The sequence below is a fragment of the Nocardia sp. NBC_01009 genome, assembly GCF_045208035.1.
In the GTDB taxonomy this organism is placed as follows: domain Bacteria; phylum Actinomycetota; class Actinomycetes; order Mycobacteriales; family Mycobacteriaceae; genus Nocardia.
Map to the genome: position 1 here is coordinate 770,503 of NZ_CP108695.1, position 12,923 is coordinate 783,425.

Sequence of the window (12,923 nt, forward strand, 5' to 3'; positions counted from 1 at the left end):
TCAGGCGGTCTTGGGCGTGGCCCGGGTACCGACGTAGACGCAGGGGATGCCATTGGCCAGGGTGGAGAAGATCACCGGCATGTAGCCCTCACTGAAGGAGGGGCCCGCGCCGGTACCGGCCCACACGGTCTCCGACACCGGGATCAGGTCGATATCCAGGGGCGGCGACATGTCTTTCATGTCGTCGACGAATTCATAGAGCATGTGCGCCTTGCCGTCTCGCTCGCTCACGGTGATGACAACGCCCGCGCGCTTGTACGTGCCGATGTGCGGTGCGATGTCGATCGCGGGCGGCGCTGCGGCGGGCCCGAAGGGCTCGGGCATGGTCACCCCGGCCAGCTCCCGCAGCAGTTCCCGGAACAGGTCGGCATACAGCTGACGGGCGCCGCCGCCGTTGGTCAGCAGCACCACTGCCACCCCGGCCGACGGGACGATGCGCAGGTAGCCGTATTGGCCGATGGCCGCGCCGTCGTGACCGAAGCCGCCGACACCGTTCCAGTCGTTGAGCACCCAGCCGAGGCCCTGGCCGTCACCACTGACGGTCCACTTGTCGGGGCAATCGATCTCGCGCCGTTGCATTGCCGCGGCGGACTCGGCACTGAGCACACGGGTGCCGTCCGATGCGGCGCCGCCCGCGAGATGCATCTGCGCGAACCGGACCATATCGCCTGCACTGGAGATGATTCGGCCCGCGGGGCCCACCGAACGCGGCATCAGATCCCAGGCCGGGGCCGGGTCCGGGTCCACGCCTGCCTCGCCGAGGTGGCTCATCGCGGTGCGGAACCGCAGTGCCTGCTCCGGCAATGTCACGGTGCGTTCGAGACCGAGCGGGGTGGCAATTCGATCCTGAACAGCCTGATCCCAGGTCGTTCCGGTCAGCACCTCGATCATGCGGCCCATGACGACATAGCCGACGCCGCCATAGGAGAACGCGGTCCCCGGCGGGCAGTCCAGTGCCACTTCCCGGGCCGCCGCAACATATTTGGTCAGGCAGTCGTCACCGCGGCCGGTGTCCAGGTTGAAGTCGTTGGTCAATCCGGCGGTGTGCGACAGCAATTGGCGGGTGGTAATCGTTTTGGTGCCCTCCGGATCCGGCACCGCAAACTCGGGCAGCACATCGATCACCGGCGCGTCCAGGTCGAGCTTTCCCTCATCGACGAGCTGCATGATCATGGTGGCCGTGTAGACCTTGGCGATCGAACCGCACAGGAACACCGAGTCGGTCGTCACCGCCACGCCGGTGTCGCGATGCAGCACCCCGCTGGCCAGCTCATAGACCTTTCCGTCGACCAGGAACGCCAACCCCGCGCCGGGCACATGATGGGCGGCGCGCAGCTCATCGAGTCGCGCCTGCCAATGGGCGAGGTCCAAGCCATCGACGGCCGTCGCGCGACGGTCGACCGGCCCGGCCGCAACAACCTGGTTCCCGGAGCTCGCGGTTCCCCAGTCGCCCTTGGCCTCCCAGTTACCGGTGGCGTCCCAGCTGATGTTCTTCGACATGATCTCTCCTTTGCTCCCCATCGCTGCGCACGATGTTCTGGCCTGCGAACACTGTACGCACAATGGAACGCCGTGTTCAAGTGCGCACATCGTTTTTCTCGAATCGTCAGGTCAGAGCGACATCAGCTCAGCTGCGCTCAGGCCCGGCAGCTCCGCGAAACCCCGGCGACGATCTCTGTGCGAGCGTCACAGACGTGCACCAGGTCTGTGCCTCGAAGGCCGGCACGGACAGCGCGGCGGGATGGGGCAGGCGACGAGCGCAGCCCGTACACAGCGCGCTGCACGCCTACTCGTCGCGCAAGAGTTCGACCGGACACCAGACGCCCGAGCGAAGCCGCCCGGCACGACCGCAATCCCGCGGATACGAGTGACCGACCGGCGGACTCGGCTGCCTCGAGCGCACGAACCGACCGACCGCCTCGGCGATCCTTACGTTTCGGGACTGACCAGCGCCTGGAGCAATCGAGCAGCCATACGCGCCGTGGCGTCGCTGCTGTCGACATCGTTGATATGAATCGCGAAGGCCAGGTCGCCCATGTTCGCGATCAGCCAGCCGTCCGGTCCGGCAGTCGCGGCGAAGCCGGCGACGTCGCGGTAGCCGCGCAGGCTCGCGACCTCCGGCCGACCCGCGGCGTCGCGCAGGAAGCCGCGCAGTCGATCCGTGATCTCCGGGGTCAATGCGGCGAATTGCGCGTCGGTCGTGCCGGGCCGCGCGACCTCGATCATCGGCGGCGGCACCGCGCCGCGCGCGATCGCGGCGGCGGCGATCGCCATCCCGAACGGGCTGGCGAGCACCGCGTCGTTGCCGCCGCCCTGACTCACCTGTTCGGCGCTGCGGCCCGCGATGGCCAGGCGTCCGGTGACCTCGTCCAGTCCGGCAACCTTGAAATCGACGCCGACGCCGAGCATGGTCGCGGACTCCGCCGCATCCTGCACCGAGATGTCCTGCGGCGCCTTACCCTTGGTCACCGCGGCGATATTGCGGAACAGTTCGATGTTCCCGCCGACCGGGTACAGGCCGGTGAACGCGACCGGGCCGTGCTCGCTGGCCTGGCTGTTCTGCGCGGCCGCGACAACCGCGCCGGTGGACGGCTGAATCGCCACGATGGAGGCCTGTGTCGCCGCGCTGACCACCGCATCCTCGGCGGCACGCTGCAGACGCTGATCCATGGTGGCCGCGATATCCGGCCCCGGCGGGCCCTGCTCGCCGGCGATCTGGCCGACCAAGCGGCCGTCCTGCTCGAAAATCTGCACGCCCCATCCGGAGTGCGCCTCCTGGCTGTCCTGCTGCACCTTGCGCAGCGCGTCCAGCAGTGGCGACCACACCCGGCGATCGGCGGAGATGAGCCGTGGCTGCTTCTCCATCACCACGCCCGGAATCGGGGCCATCAACGGTTCCAGGATGGCAAAGTCGGGTTCGCGCAGGTTCACCGCGACGATCGGCTTGCCCTGCGAGCTCGACAGCTGCTGCATCAGCGCCGGCCCGGTGATCAGCGGCGCGACCGGCTCGATGGCCTTGGCCAGCGCGTCGGAGGAGGCGATCGGGTTGGGCAACTTGGCAGGATCGAGCTTGATCACGTTGATAATCTGCTCGGTCATCAACGGTTCACCGACAATGTCGGTGACACGCGGGGCAGGCAAGGGGGTGGTGCGCACCAACCGGACCGTTCGATTGTGACCCAGCTGCGGCATGACGACCGCGGGATCCCAGGAGATCCGCCAACCGATCGCCAATTTCCGCACATTGCCCTGCAGGCTGTATTTCCAGCTCTTCTTCTCGCCGAAGTTCCACTCGACATCCATGCTGAAGAGGGCCTCATCGGCGTCCAGGCTGATGAATTGGGTCTTTTTGTAGTCGACCTTGCCCGGCCGCAGGCCCTCGAACATTTGCTTCAGCGTTGCGGAGGCCGCGTTCGGGTACGACGTCAGCTCCGATGCCTTGACGTGGTCCTGATTGTCCAGGAGGTCGGTGAAGCGCTCGACAACCGCTTCGGGTTCATTCGGAGTCTGTTCGGATCCACACGATCCCATCGTGAAAGCCAGCACCGCTGCCCCCGCGAGTGCGATAGCGCTCCGGACGCGAAAGCGGCGGGATCCCCTCACATCCATGTCGCCCACTCTTCACTCTTGTCACTCCGGTAACAAGACCACCGTACCTGAAGGTAACTGCCTGCGGTGCCACCGCAACCGAGGACGTTACCCATGCTCAGCATCCCAATTGTGCCCGAAGTCCTGCGCTCGGGAGGCCAATCGTGGACGGTGTTCTGTCACAAGACGACAAACCGGCGCCGCTACCGTACCGGTCGGAATGAAAACTCGCGCGATAACGGCTCACGCCGGCGTTTCGGGACCCGACCAGCCCGGTCGACCAAGCGGACCTGCACCCGCAAGCACCCGATGGACACGATTTGAAACCCGTTCGCACAGAGCGGAACCACTTTCTCCGTTTGCGTCGTAATCTTGTAATCAGGTAACCACAGCAGCGCAGTAAGTTAGGTGATTCCCAATGAGAAACGAACATCGGGGACGGGGTTTCGGGCGACCGGGCGGCTGGCAGCAGGCCGATCTGCCCGATCCTGCAGACGTTCCGGACTGGTTCGCCGGACGGTTGCCGAGCGACTGGTTCACCGGGTCCCCCGTCATCGAAATCGACCGCGACGAGATCGTCGTCATCGGCGAGCTCCCGATCCCCCAACCCGAGAAGCCCACAGACTCCGCGTCCGAGGCGGACACCGCAGACAAGGTTCCGAACGCGACCAAAGACGGCGCCATCGCCCGGTTCCGCGAATCCACCCGGTCTGCTCGGATGCAGATCGCCAATGAGGCACAACAGCGGTACGGCCGCAGCGTCGCATGGGGCGTCTCGGTCGATGGGCAGCGATACCTCTTCACCCACCTGGCCGTTCCGGTCATGACCCGGCTGCGCCAGCCCGAGCGCAAGGTGCTCGACACACTGGTCGACTCGGGAGTGGCGCGCTCGCGCGCCGACGCACTGGCCTGGACCGTGAAACTGGCGGGCAAGCACGCGGAAGCCTGGCTCGAAGAGCTGCGTGGCGCGATGCGTAAGGTCGACGACCTGCGTTCGGAAGGTCCGAAGGGGCTCTGAGCGGTTCGGACTAAGGTTGCCTGCATGGCAGCCACCGCCTCCACGGACCAGGGTCCGATCCTGGTCCTCAACGGCCCGAACCTGAATATGCTCGGCATCCGCCAGCCGGAGGTCTACGGGTCGGCGACACTCGACGATGTCGTCGAACTGTGCAAACGGACCGCCGCCCGGTACGGCCGTGAGATCACCGCGTTCCAGTCGAATTCCGAAGGCGCGCTGATCGATCGGATCCACCGGGCGCGCGGCGCCGAATCGGCCATCGTCATCAATCCCGGCGGGCTGACGCACACCTCGGTCGCGCTGCGGGACGCGCTGGTGATTCCGGAGATCCCCATCGTGGAGGTACACATCAGCAATGTGCACGCCCGCGAGGAGTTCCGCCATCACTCCTATATTTCACCGATCGCCACCGCAGTCGTGGCCGGGATGGGCATCCACGGGTACGCCGCGGCCATCGAATTTCTGATCAACGGTTAGTACTCCACAACTGTCCACACGCTGTGGACGGCTGTGCCTCAGGAGAGCCGGAAGACCGGGAAGCCGGGGGAGATGGCGGCGAGTTCGGCGTCGGTGGCGTCCTTGGTGACACCCTCGAAGAACTTGCCGACCTCCCAGCCCCAGCGCTGCAGGTAGAGCCGCAGCAGCGGGACCTTGTTCTCGTCTGCCACCTCGACGGCGGTGAATTTCTCGACCTTCCGGCCCAGCCGCAGCTCCCCGTCGCCCGCCACGCGCAGGTTGCGCACCCACTGGGTGTGTCCACGCGGCGCGACCAGGTATCGCGTGCCATCCACATCCGTCAACAGGTTCACCATCGTGGTTCGCCATTCACCACTCTTGCGCCCTCGCACCGCGAGCAGCCGCGATCCCAGCACGCTGATCCCGAGCCGAGGCAGCCAGTTGAAGACCTTGTTCATGACCGGATCGATGCCGGTCGGGCCGATGTAGCGGGTACTGGCGTTCATGACGACTCCTAATTGTGAGCACTGCTCTCCATTGGGAAGAAGTGTGCCACCGAACCGGCAGAAAAACAAGAGCACCGCTCTCAAAAAAAAATGAAGTGGCATGGCTCACAACCGCAGCCGTCGAGGCATGGGCTGGGCGCGGTCCTTCAGTACGCTGAGCGTCGGGAAATGCTGTGCAGCTATGAATGCGGGATCGAAGGGTTGGATCAGTCGATGACGAGGCGTTACTACTCCCGGCGGACCACCATCGAACAGACTCCGAATCCCTGGGCATCGCTGGTTATTTCGTAGTACGCCGGTGCTGAACTCGCGGCCGCTGGAGTTTCCGCGCAAGGGCCCAGCGCTTTTCGTACTCGCCGGCAGCGCACTGTTGGCGGTGATCCTGGTTTTCGCCACCGTCGATCCATGGCTCGAGCGGGCGGGGATTCTGGCAGGCGGGCTCGACGTGCACGTCTACCGAGACGGCGCCTGGCGAATCCTGCACCGGCTGCCGCTCTATGACGAGCCGACCATGTTCGGGCTCCTGTACACCTATACGCCGTTCTCGACCATCGCATTCATCCCCGTCTACTTGGTGCCGTGGGCCTACGTCACGAACACGTGGCTGGTGGTGAACCTCGGCGTGCTATTCGCGAACGTCCTGATGGCGTGGCGGATACTCGGCTATCGGCTCGACGCCCGACTCGCAGGCGTCAGTGCCCTCCTTGCACTCACCTGTGTCTTCATCGAGCCCGTCCGCACCACCCTGTACTACGGGCAGATCAACCTGGTGCTGATGCTGTTGGTGCTATGGGATTTCTCCCGCGCCGATCGCGCCAGGTTGCGTGGCCTCGCTGTCGGGCTGGCCGCGGGAATCAAGCTGGTCCCGCTCTACTTCGTCGCGCAGTTCATCGTGCTCCGGCAATGGCGCTGCGCCGCCACCGCGGCGGTGGTTTTCGCGGCGTCCATCGGGCTCACCTGGATCGTCCTGCCCGCCGATTCCGAGCAGTACTGGACTTCGACGTTCTTCCAGTCCAATCGGATTGCCGACGACTACAACCCGGCCAACCAATCCCTTCGCGGTGTCATCGCACACCTCACCGGCCAGCCCGCGCCGGTGTGGCTGTGGCTACTCATCGCGGGCACCGTTGCGGGCGTGAGCCTGGCCGTCACCGCGGGCCTGCACGAACACGGCGAACGCCTGCTCGCGGTCACCCTCGCCGGGCTCACCGCCTGCGCGATATCACCGTTCTCCTGGGGCCACCACTGGGTGTGGTTCGTGCCCCTGTTCGTCTACCTGCTGCACAAGGCGCTGTCGCAACCACGGTGGTGGATCGCCGCGGCGGCCCTGTTTCTTTCGATCGGCGCTTGGGCCTACCACTGGAGCGCAGACTTCGTGACGATCGGGGTGTTCATGCTTCCGCCGTCATGGCCGGTCGCACAAATCCTGATGAATGCCTACGTCATCGCCTACTTCGCCGTGCTCGGCGGCGCGATCACCCTGCTCGCCCGCCTGCCCCGCACCCTCGCAGCGCCACGCCCCCTAGGCCCTCTGAAGCGTCGGATACGAAAAACGCCCCAGGTATCCTGACCGCTCACCCGAGTTCGAGGAGCCGCATTGTTCAAGGTCAACGAGTACTTCGACGGCAACGTCACGTCGATCGCCTTCACGACGCCGCAGGGACCGGCGACCGTCGGCGTCATGGCCGTCGGCGAGTACGAGTTCGGCACCTCCCAGCTCGAGATCATGCAGGTGGTCTCCGGCGCACTCACCGTCCAGCTGCCCGGCAGCGATGCATGGGAAACCTTCGCGGCGGGAACACAATTCACCGTGCCGGGCGATAGCAAGTTCCAGGTCAGGGTCGAGGTCGAGACCGCCTACCTGTGCGAGTACCGCTGACGCCAGGCCGTCGCTTCCGGCAGATCGCATACCTGGAGACATTGTCAATTTCTGTGGACAGGGCCGCTTTGTAGGTCATCGGGGTTGATGTCGAGGTTGCGTTCGGCGGTGTTGCGGACTCGTCGGGTTCGTCCGGCGCCGGCGAGTATCGTCAGGGCCTGCGGGGATGTCATGCTCCCGGACACTTTGCGCTGCAACCAGTCCGAGGAACTGATAAGCGCGTCGGGCTGCCATGGCTTGGACAGCGTGATGGCCCGCAACAGCGACCACTCGTGGATTCGCTGCACGATGAACGGATACTCCTCAACGGCGTCGGTCATTGCCTGTGCCCACGCCGGGTACCCGGGTTCGTCAAGCAGCGCTATTGCCCGCCGGTCGATGTGCCCGACCACTGCGGACTGCGCCATTACCTGGTCCGAGTCATCGAGAACGGCTGTCACCAGCGCGGGTTCGCCGGTATCCGGGACCGTCGTCAAGGCGTGCTGATAGCGCATCCAACGGGCGTGCTCGTCGGGGAGTCCCGCGCATTCTGAGTGGCCCATGTTCGGCCTAGAAATCAACCATCAGCCGATCGCAAAGCGAGCCTTTGTCCTCGCGTGATGCCGCGTCAGCCGACGGAGGCCAAGAGGTTTTCACGCAGCTCGTGACGGTTCTTGTCGCCCCACGCCTCCAGCGGGCGTAGCGCGACATTGAGTTCCTCGCCGAGCGGAGTGAGGGAGTACTCCACGCGTGGGGGGATCTCGGGGAAGACCTCGCGATGGACGATGCCGCTGGACTCGAGCTGCCGGAGGTTCTCGGCGAGGACCTTTTCGCTGACGCCTTCCAGTAGGCGGCGGATCTGGCCGAAACGCTGGGGGCCCGCGCCGAGGACCCACATCAGATGCAGTTTCCACTTGCCGCCGACCACGTCGATCGCCATGGACATGCCACACACGTCATCGTGATCCGTATCACTACTCATGTCCACCGCGCTCCTTCTGACCTTATTTCGAACCTTTAGGTAAGCAACCCCACCTGAACGTTCGGTCTTCCCGACCCTACCTGCGGCAACGACTATTGATCACGGCGCCGACAGCAAACGATCGAGAACAGAAGAGGCACATAATGTCCGAGCAGACAAGCATTCGCTCCGTGTCCGTCGTCGGCCTCGGGCCGATGGGACAGGCGATGGTGCGGGCCTTCCTGGCGGCCGGCGTCGAGGTGACGGTGTGGAATCGGAGCACCGCCAAGGTCGATGCAATGGTCGCACTCGGCGCGAAGCGCGCCGCCACCATCGCCGAGGCGCTCGACGCCAACGAGGTGACCGTGCTCAGCCTCACCCACTACGCCGCCATGTACGACGTGCTCGGTCCGGCCACCGACCACCTGGCGGGCAAGGTCATCGCCAATCTGTCGTCGGACTCACCGGAGAAAGCACGGGCCGGCGCGACCTGGGTGCGTTCGCATGGCGCACAGTTCATTTCGGGTGGTGTGATGTCGGCGGGTGACAACATCGTGCACCCCGCCTCCTACATCTTCTACAGCGGCCCACGGGATGTCTTCGAGGCGCACGCCGAACTCTTGCGTCCGCTGAGCCCGCAGGAGTACCTCGGCGCAGACGACGGCCTGGCCCAGGTCTTCTACCAGGCGCTGCTGACCATTTTCCATCCGTGGCTGCTCGCCTTCGACCAGGCAACAGCCGTGATCGAGCGCTCCGGCCACGACATCGACCAGTTCGTACCGTTCGCCATCCGGTCCAGCGAGGCATTCCCCTATTTCATGACCGAATTCTCCGCCGCCAACAAAGCGGGTGGCTGGGCCGACCTGGCGAGCCTGAAGATGATGGATGCCGGCGCGCAGCACATCATCGATGCCAGCGAGGAAGTCGGTGTCGACGCGACGTTCTCGCATACCGCACAGGCCTACTGGCGCAAGGCCGTTGCCGCCAGCGAGCAGGCGGGCAAGCCGGTGTCCACCTACGAGCTCATCCGCGGCACGCAGGCAGCCGAGGCGTAGCGCAGGGCCGGTGCGGCTCGGCTCAGGCGGAGGCCGCAGAGCCGAGGCGCGGGAAGGGGGCGGTGGAGAAGACGACCTCCACCGCCACTTCGAAATACGCGGCGATGCGCAGCGCCAGATGCAGGCTCGGGCTGTATTCGCCGCGCTCCAGATAACCGATCGTCTGGTAGTGCACGCCGAGCGCCTCGGCAAGCTCCCTGCGGGAGATGCCGCGCTCGGCGCGCAACATGGCGATCCGGTTGTAGATGACTTCAGTAGGCACGCGCCATAGCCTTCTCCCGACGAGCGGCAACCCTGGAACCGGACTCGCCGCGGGCCATCCGCCGCAAGACGATCGGCGCGACGGCCAAGCCGAAGATCGCCCAAATCCCCAGCATGCCAATGGTTTCCAGGTGACGCCAGGATTGCTGGAGTTCGATGGCGACCGCGTCGGCGGGGAGCATGGCCGAGCGCATGCCCAAGCCGAGCCAATAGACCGGGAAGAACTGCGCGATGCACTGTACCCAGCCGGGCATCGAGGTGATGGGGTAGAAGATGCCGGAAATCGCGGTCAGCCCCATGATCGGCATCGAGACGAAGCCGATGGCGCGGGGACTGTTGAATGCCGATCCGATGATGGCGCCCAGTGGCAGTGTCGCGAGCATCCCGAGTGCGAGCACCCAGGCCAGGGTCAGCCAGGCGCCGACGGTGTTCATCGCCAGTCCGTCGGCCAGGAACAGCCCCGGGATCAGCACGATGACGAACGGGATGAGCACCCAGCCGGTCACCGTAACGATCTTGCCGATGAGATAGCCGACCATGCCGTTCGGAATTGCCTTGGCGCGCAGCAGAGTTCCGTCTTCACGTTCCAGCGCGAGCAGCTGTGCCATGCCGAAGATCCCGTTCACCGCAACCAGCATGCCGAGGATGCTCGGCAGCGCGAAAGCGCCCAGCGCAACCCCGCTTGCCTCCAGGGTTCCATTACGCATGAAGAACAGCACAACGATCATCACCACTGGCCAGAACAGCAGGCTGAACAGGTCCGGACCGCTGGTGAGCGCCTGGCGCAGTTCGGTAAGGCCGCGCGCCACTCCCGACCGGACCGCGGCGTTCATCGGATTCATCGCGTCACCTCCGCCAACTGGTGGACCTCATCCCCGGCCTGACCGGATTCGAACTGCTGCACCAACGTCATGTACGTGTCCTCGAGTGAGGCTCGCCGGACCTCCAGCTCATCGATCTCCTCGCCGTGCTGCTTGAACAGCTCGTAGACGAACTTGGTCGATTCGGTGGTGGTGTGGACGAAACGCTGTCCGTCCCTGGTCCAGCGGATCTCGGCTTCGCCTGCGATGCGGCGCGTGAGTTCGTCGGCAGAGCCGTCGGCGATGATGCGCCCGCCCGCGAGGATCAGGATTCGATCGGCGAGTTTTTCGGCCTCGTCCAGATCGTGGGTGGTGAGCAGGATGGTGGTCTGGTGATCGTCGGCGAGGCGGTGCACCAGGTCGTGGAACTCGCGCCGCGCCTCGGGATCGAATCCCGCGGTCGGCTCGTCCAGGAAAAGCAACTCGGGGCGGCCGACAATGCCGATCGCCACGTCCAGCCTGCGTCGTTGGCCGCCGGACAGGGTCATCACTTTGCTGTTCGCCTGTTCGGTCAGCCCGACCGCCGCGACGAGTTCGTCTGCGTCCCAAGGGCGTCGGATGCGGTCGGTGCTGTAGGGCGCGTAGTAGGAGCCCAGATGTGCGAGCAGTTCACGGACCCGCCACTTCCCGTGATCACGCCACGATTGCAGCACCACGCCGATGCGCGCCCGCCAAGCTTCATTGCCGCGCACCGGGTCTTCGCCGAGCACCTCGACGCGCCCTGCCGAGCGCATACGGAAGCCTTCCAGTATTTCGATGGTGGTGGTCTTACCTGCGCCGTTGGGTCCGAGCAGCACCAGAACTTCGCCGTGCTGCGCCCGGAAACTCACCTCGTGCAGGACATCTTTCGTGCCATACCGCATTCGCAATTTTTCGACGTCGAGCACGACGCCGTCACCCACTGTCATGCTTTCTCCCCATAATGAGAACTAGATGTTTTGTAGCATACCTACTACATAGCGCCGCGACAATGCTCTTGCGAGCCGAGCACCGCTAGATATGCAGCCGAATGGCTACCGAGAAGCTGTGCAGGCCTTGCCCGACCCGGCCTTCACCCACCGCTACGGGGCGCGAGCTTCGAAACCGATCGGCGACCGGGCTCGGAGATCGCCCGGGAGCAGCAAGACTGGACCAGCAAAGACCCCGAACAAGTTGTCCTGCAATCAGATCCGTACCGGCAGCTGTCCTACACCTGGGTGCGGCGCTGCCGGAAGCGACGGCGTAGCCCGTTTCGATCAGTTCTTCAGACGGTCGACAGCGATCTGCGCACCGACTCGCTCGAGCAGCGGTGCCGCCTCGGCCATCGACCGCGCGCTGTCCGGTTCCAGGTCGGCCAGGGAATAACAGGCCGTGAAGCCGCCCGCGCGGATCTCGGTCGGGGTCAGCAGCGTGCGACCCACCGCGACTACCGTGGGGACACCGGCTTTGCGCGCCGCCGCGCAGACGCCGATCGGGGCCTTGCCGTGCAGGCTCTGGGCATCGAGGGCGCCTTCACCGGTGACGACGAGGGTCGCGCCGTCGAGGCGGCTCGGGAAATCGAGCAGCTCGAGGATGACCTCGATGCCGCTGCGGACCTGAGCGCCGAGCACCGCGAGTGCGCCGAATCCGGTTCCACCCGCAGCGCCCGCACCGGGGTGGTCGGCGAACTCGATGCCGACGATGGTCGCCCAATTCGCCAGTGCCGCTTCGAGAATCAAAAGGTCGCCGACTGTGGCACCCTTCTGCGGCGCATACACCGCGACTGCGCCGGTCGGGCCGAGTAGCGGATTGTCGACATCGCAGGCCACGGTGAATTCGGTGGCGGCGATGCGGGGATGCAATCCGGATCGGTCCAGCCGTGCCGCGCGGGCCAAAGCGGCTCCGCCGGTGGGTAATTCGTGGCCGTCACGGTCGAGCACCCTGGCGCCGAGTGCTCGCAGCATGCCTGCTCCGCCGTCGGTCGACGCGCTGCCGCCGAGACCGAGCACGATATTCGTGACACCTCGGTCGAGCGCGTGCGCGATGACGATGCCGAGCCCGTCGGTGCTCGCGCCGAGTGGATCGAGCTGTCCGCCAGGTAGTTTCACCAATCCGACGGCTGCGGCCAATTCGATCACCGCGGTCGCACCGCGCACCGCGTAGGGCGCGGTCGACGGTTCACCCGTCGGGCCCGGTGCGGGCACCACGATGCGTTCCCAGCCCGCCGCGACGAAGGCGTCGACGGTGCCGTCGCCTCCGTCTGCGACCGGGACCTGTTGGATCTGCGCCTGCGGCGCGGCACGGGTGATGCCCGCGGCCAGCGCCGCCGCTACCTCGGGTGCGGTCAGCGATCCCTTGAACTTGTCCGGGGCGATCAGCACTCGGGGCGCGCGGGTCATCTC

14 protein-coding genes are annotated in these 12,923 nt (G+C 65.5%); 5 read left to right on the top strand and 9 right to left on the bottom strand.

The annotated features are described in order from the left end of the window. Together OHA42_RS03490 and OHA42_RS03495 are read right to left on the bottom strand one after the other, a co-directional pair. Positions 1-1,500, bottom strand: coding sequence for a serine hydrolase domain-containing protein (locus tag OHA42_RS03490; RefSeq protein ID WP_406234501.1), 1,500 nt, complete (start codon positions 1,498-1,500; stop codon positions 1-3). Between the two features lie 429 nt (positions 1,501-1,929). Next, entirely contained in the window at positions 1,930-3,609 is a 1,680-nt protein-coding gene (locus OHA42_RS03495; protein ID WP_406234503.1) for an NTF2-like N-terminal transpeptidase domain-containing protein, read from the bottom strand. 397 nt (positions 3,610-4,006) lie between these two features. Between OHA42_RS03495 and OHA42_RS03500 the strand changes: the two genes are divergently transcribed. Then, positions 4,007-4,606, top strand: a complete 600-nt coding sequence (locus tag OHA42_RS03500) for a hypothetical protein (RefSeq protein WP_406234505.1) — start codon at positions 4,007-4,009, stop codon at positions 4,604-4,606. 24 nt (positions 4,607-4,630) lie between these two features. Further along, on the top strand, positions 4,631-5,083 hold the full coding sequence (gene aroQ / locus OHA42_RS03505; protein WP_406234506.1) for a type II 3-dehydroquinate dehydratase: 453 nt from the start codon (positions 4,631-4,633) through the stop codon (positions 5,081-5,083). Positions 5,084-5,121: 38 nt separating this feature from the next. Here aroQ and OHA42_RS03510 read toward each other — a convergent pair whose 3' ends face one another. Next, a complete protein-coding gene (locus OHA42_RS03510) occupies positions 5,122-5,568 on the bottom strand; it encodes a nitroreductase/quinone reductase family protein (RefSeq protein WP_406234508.1) in 447 nt (148 codons plus the stop codon). 298 nt (positions 5,569-5,866) lie between these two features. Here OHA42_RS03510 and OHA42_RS03515 point away from each other — a divergent pair, with 298 nt between their 5' ends. Both OHA42_RS03515 and OHA42_RS03520 read left to right on the top strand, forming a co-directional pair. Beyond that, complete coding sequence (locus OHA42_RS03515; RefSeq protein ID WP_406234510.1) at positions 5,867-7,138, top strand: glycosyltransferase 87 family protein; 1,272 nt, start codon at positions 5,867-5,869, stop codon at positions 7,136-7,138. A 27-nt stretch (positions 7,139-7,165) separates the two neighbouring features. Continuing rightward, positions 7,166-7,447, top strand: a complete 282-nt coding sequence (locus tag OHA42_RS03520) for a pyrimidine/purine nucleoside phosphorylase (protein ID WP_406234511.1) — start codon at positions 7,166-7,168, stop codon at positions 7,445-7,447. Between the two features lie 44 nt (positions 7,448-7,491). On the opposite strand, the gene OHA42_RS03525 is transcribed toward OHA42_RS03520, so the two are convergent. Next, positions 7,492-7,989, bottom strand: coding sequence for a hypothetical protein (locus OHA42_RS03525; protein ID WP_406234513.1), 498 nt, complete (start codon positions 7,987-7,989; stop codon positions 7,492-7,494). A 65-nt stretch (positions 7,990-8,054) separates the two neighbouring features. Then, on the bottom strand, positions 8,055-8,414 hold the full coding sequence (locus OHA42_RS03530; RefSeq protein WP_406234515.1) for a winged helix-turn-helix transcriptional regulator: 360 nt from the start codon (positions 8,412-8,414) through the stop codon (positions 8,055-8,057). 137 nt (positions 8,415-8,551) lie between these two features. On the opposite strand from OHA42_RS03530, the gene OHA42_RS03535 reads away from it, so the two are divergent. Further along, the gene (locus OHA42_RS03535) at positions 8,552-9,442 is read left to right on the top strand and encodes an NAD(P)-dependent oxidoreductase (RefSeq protein WP_406234516.1); all 891 of its coding nucleotides are present in this window, start codon (positions 8,552-8,554) and stop codon (positions 9,440-9,442) included. Positions 9,443-9,464: 22 nt separating this feature from the next. On the opposite strand, the gene OHA42_RS03540 is transcribed toward OHA42_RS03535, so the two are convergent. The 4 genes from OHA42_RS03540 to OHA42_RS03555 form a co-directional block, all read right to left on the bottom strand. Continuing rightward, positions 9,465-9,704, bottom strand: a complete 240-nt coding sequence (locus tag OHA42_RS03540) for a helix-turn-helix transcriptional regulator (RefSeq protein ID WP_328407314.1) — start codon at positions 9,702-9,704, stop codon at positions 9,465-9,467. Then, entirely contained in the window at positions 9,694-10,545 is an 852-nt protein-coding gene (locus OHA42_RS03545; protein WP_406234519.1) for an ABC transporter permease, read from the bottom strand. The genes OHA42_RS03540 and OHA42_RS03545 overlap by 11 nt, the downstream gene beginning before the upstream one ends. Then, positions 10,542-11,471 (bottom strand): ABC transporter ATP-binding protein, encoded by a 930-nt coding sequence (locus tag OHA42_RS03550; RefSeq protein ID WP_406234521.1) that lies wholly within the window; start codon positions 11,469-11,471, stop codon positions 10,542-10,544. The genes OHA42_RS03545 and OHA42_RS03550 overlap by 4 nt, the downstream gene beginning before the upstream one ends. 327 nt (positions 11,472-11,798) lie before the next feature. Further along, on the bottom strand, positions 11,799-12,920 hold the full coding sequence (locus tag OHA42_RS03555; RefSeq protein ID WP_406234523.1) for a glycerate kinase: 1,122 nt from the start codon (positions 12,918-12,920) through the stop codon (positions 11,799-11,801). Positions 12,921-12,923: the final 3 nt, after the last annotated feature.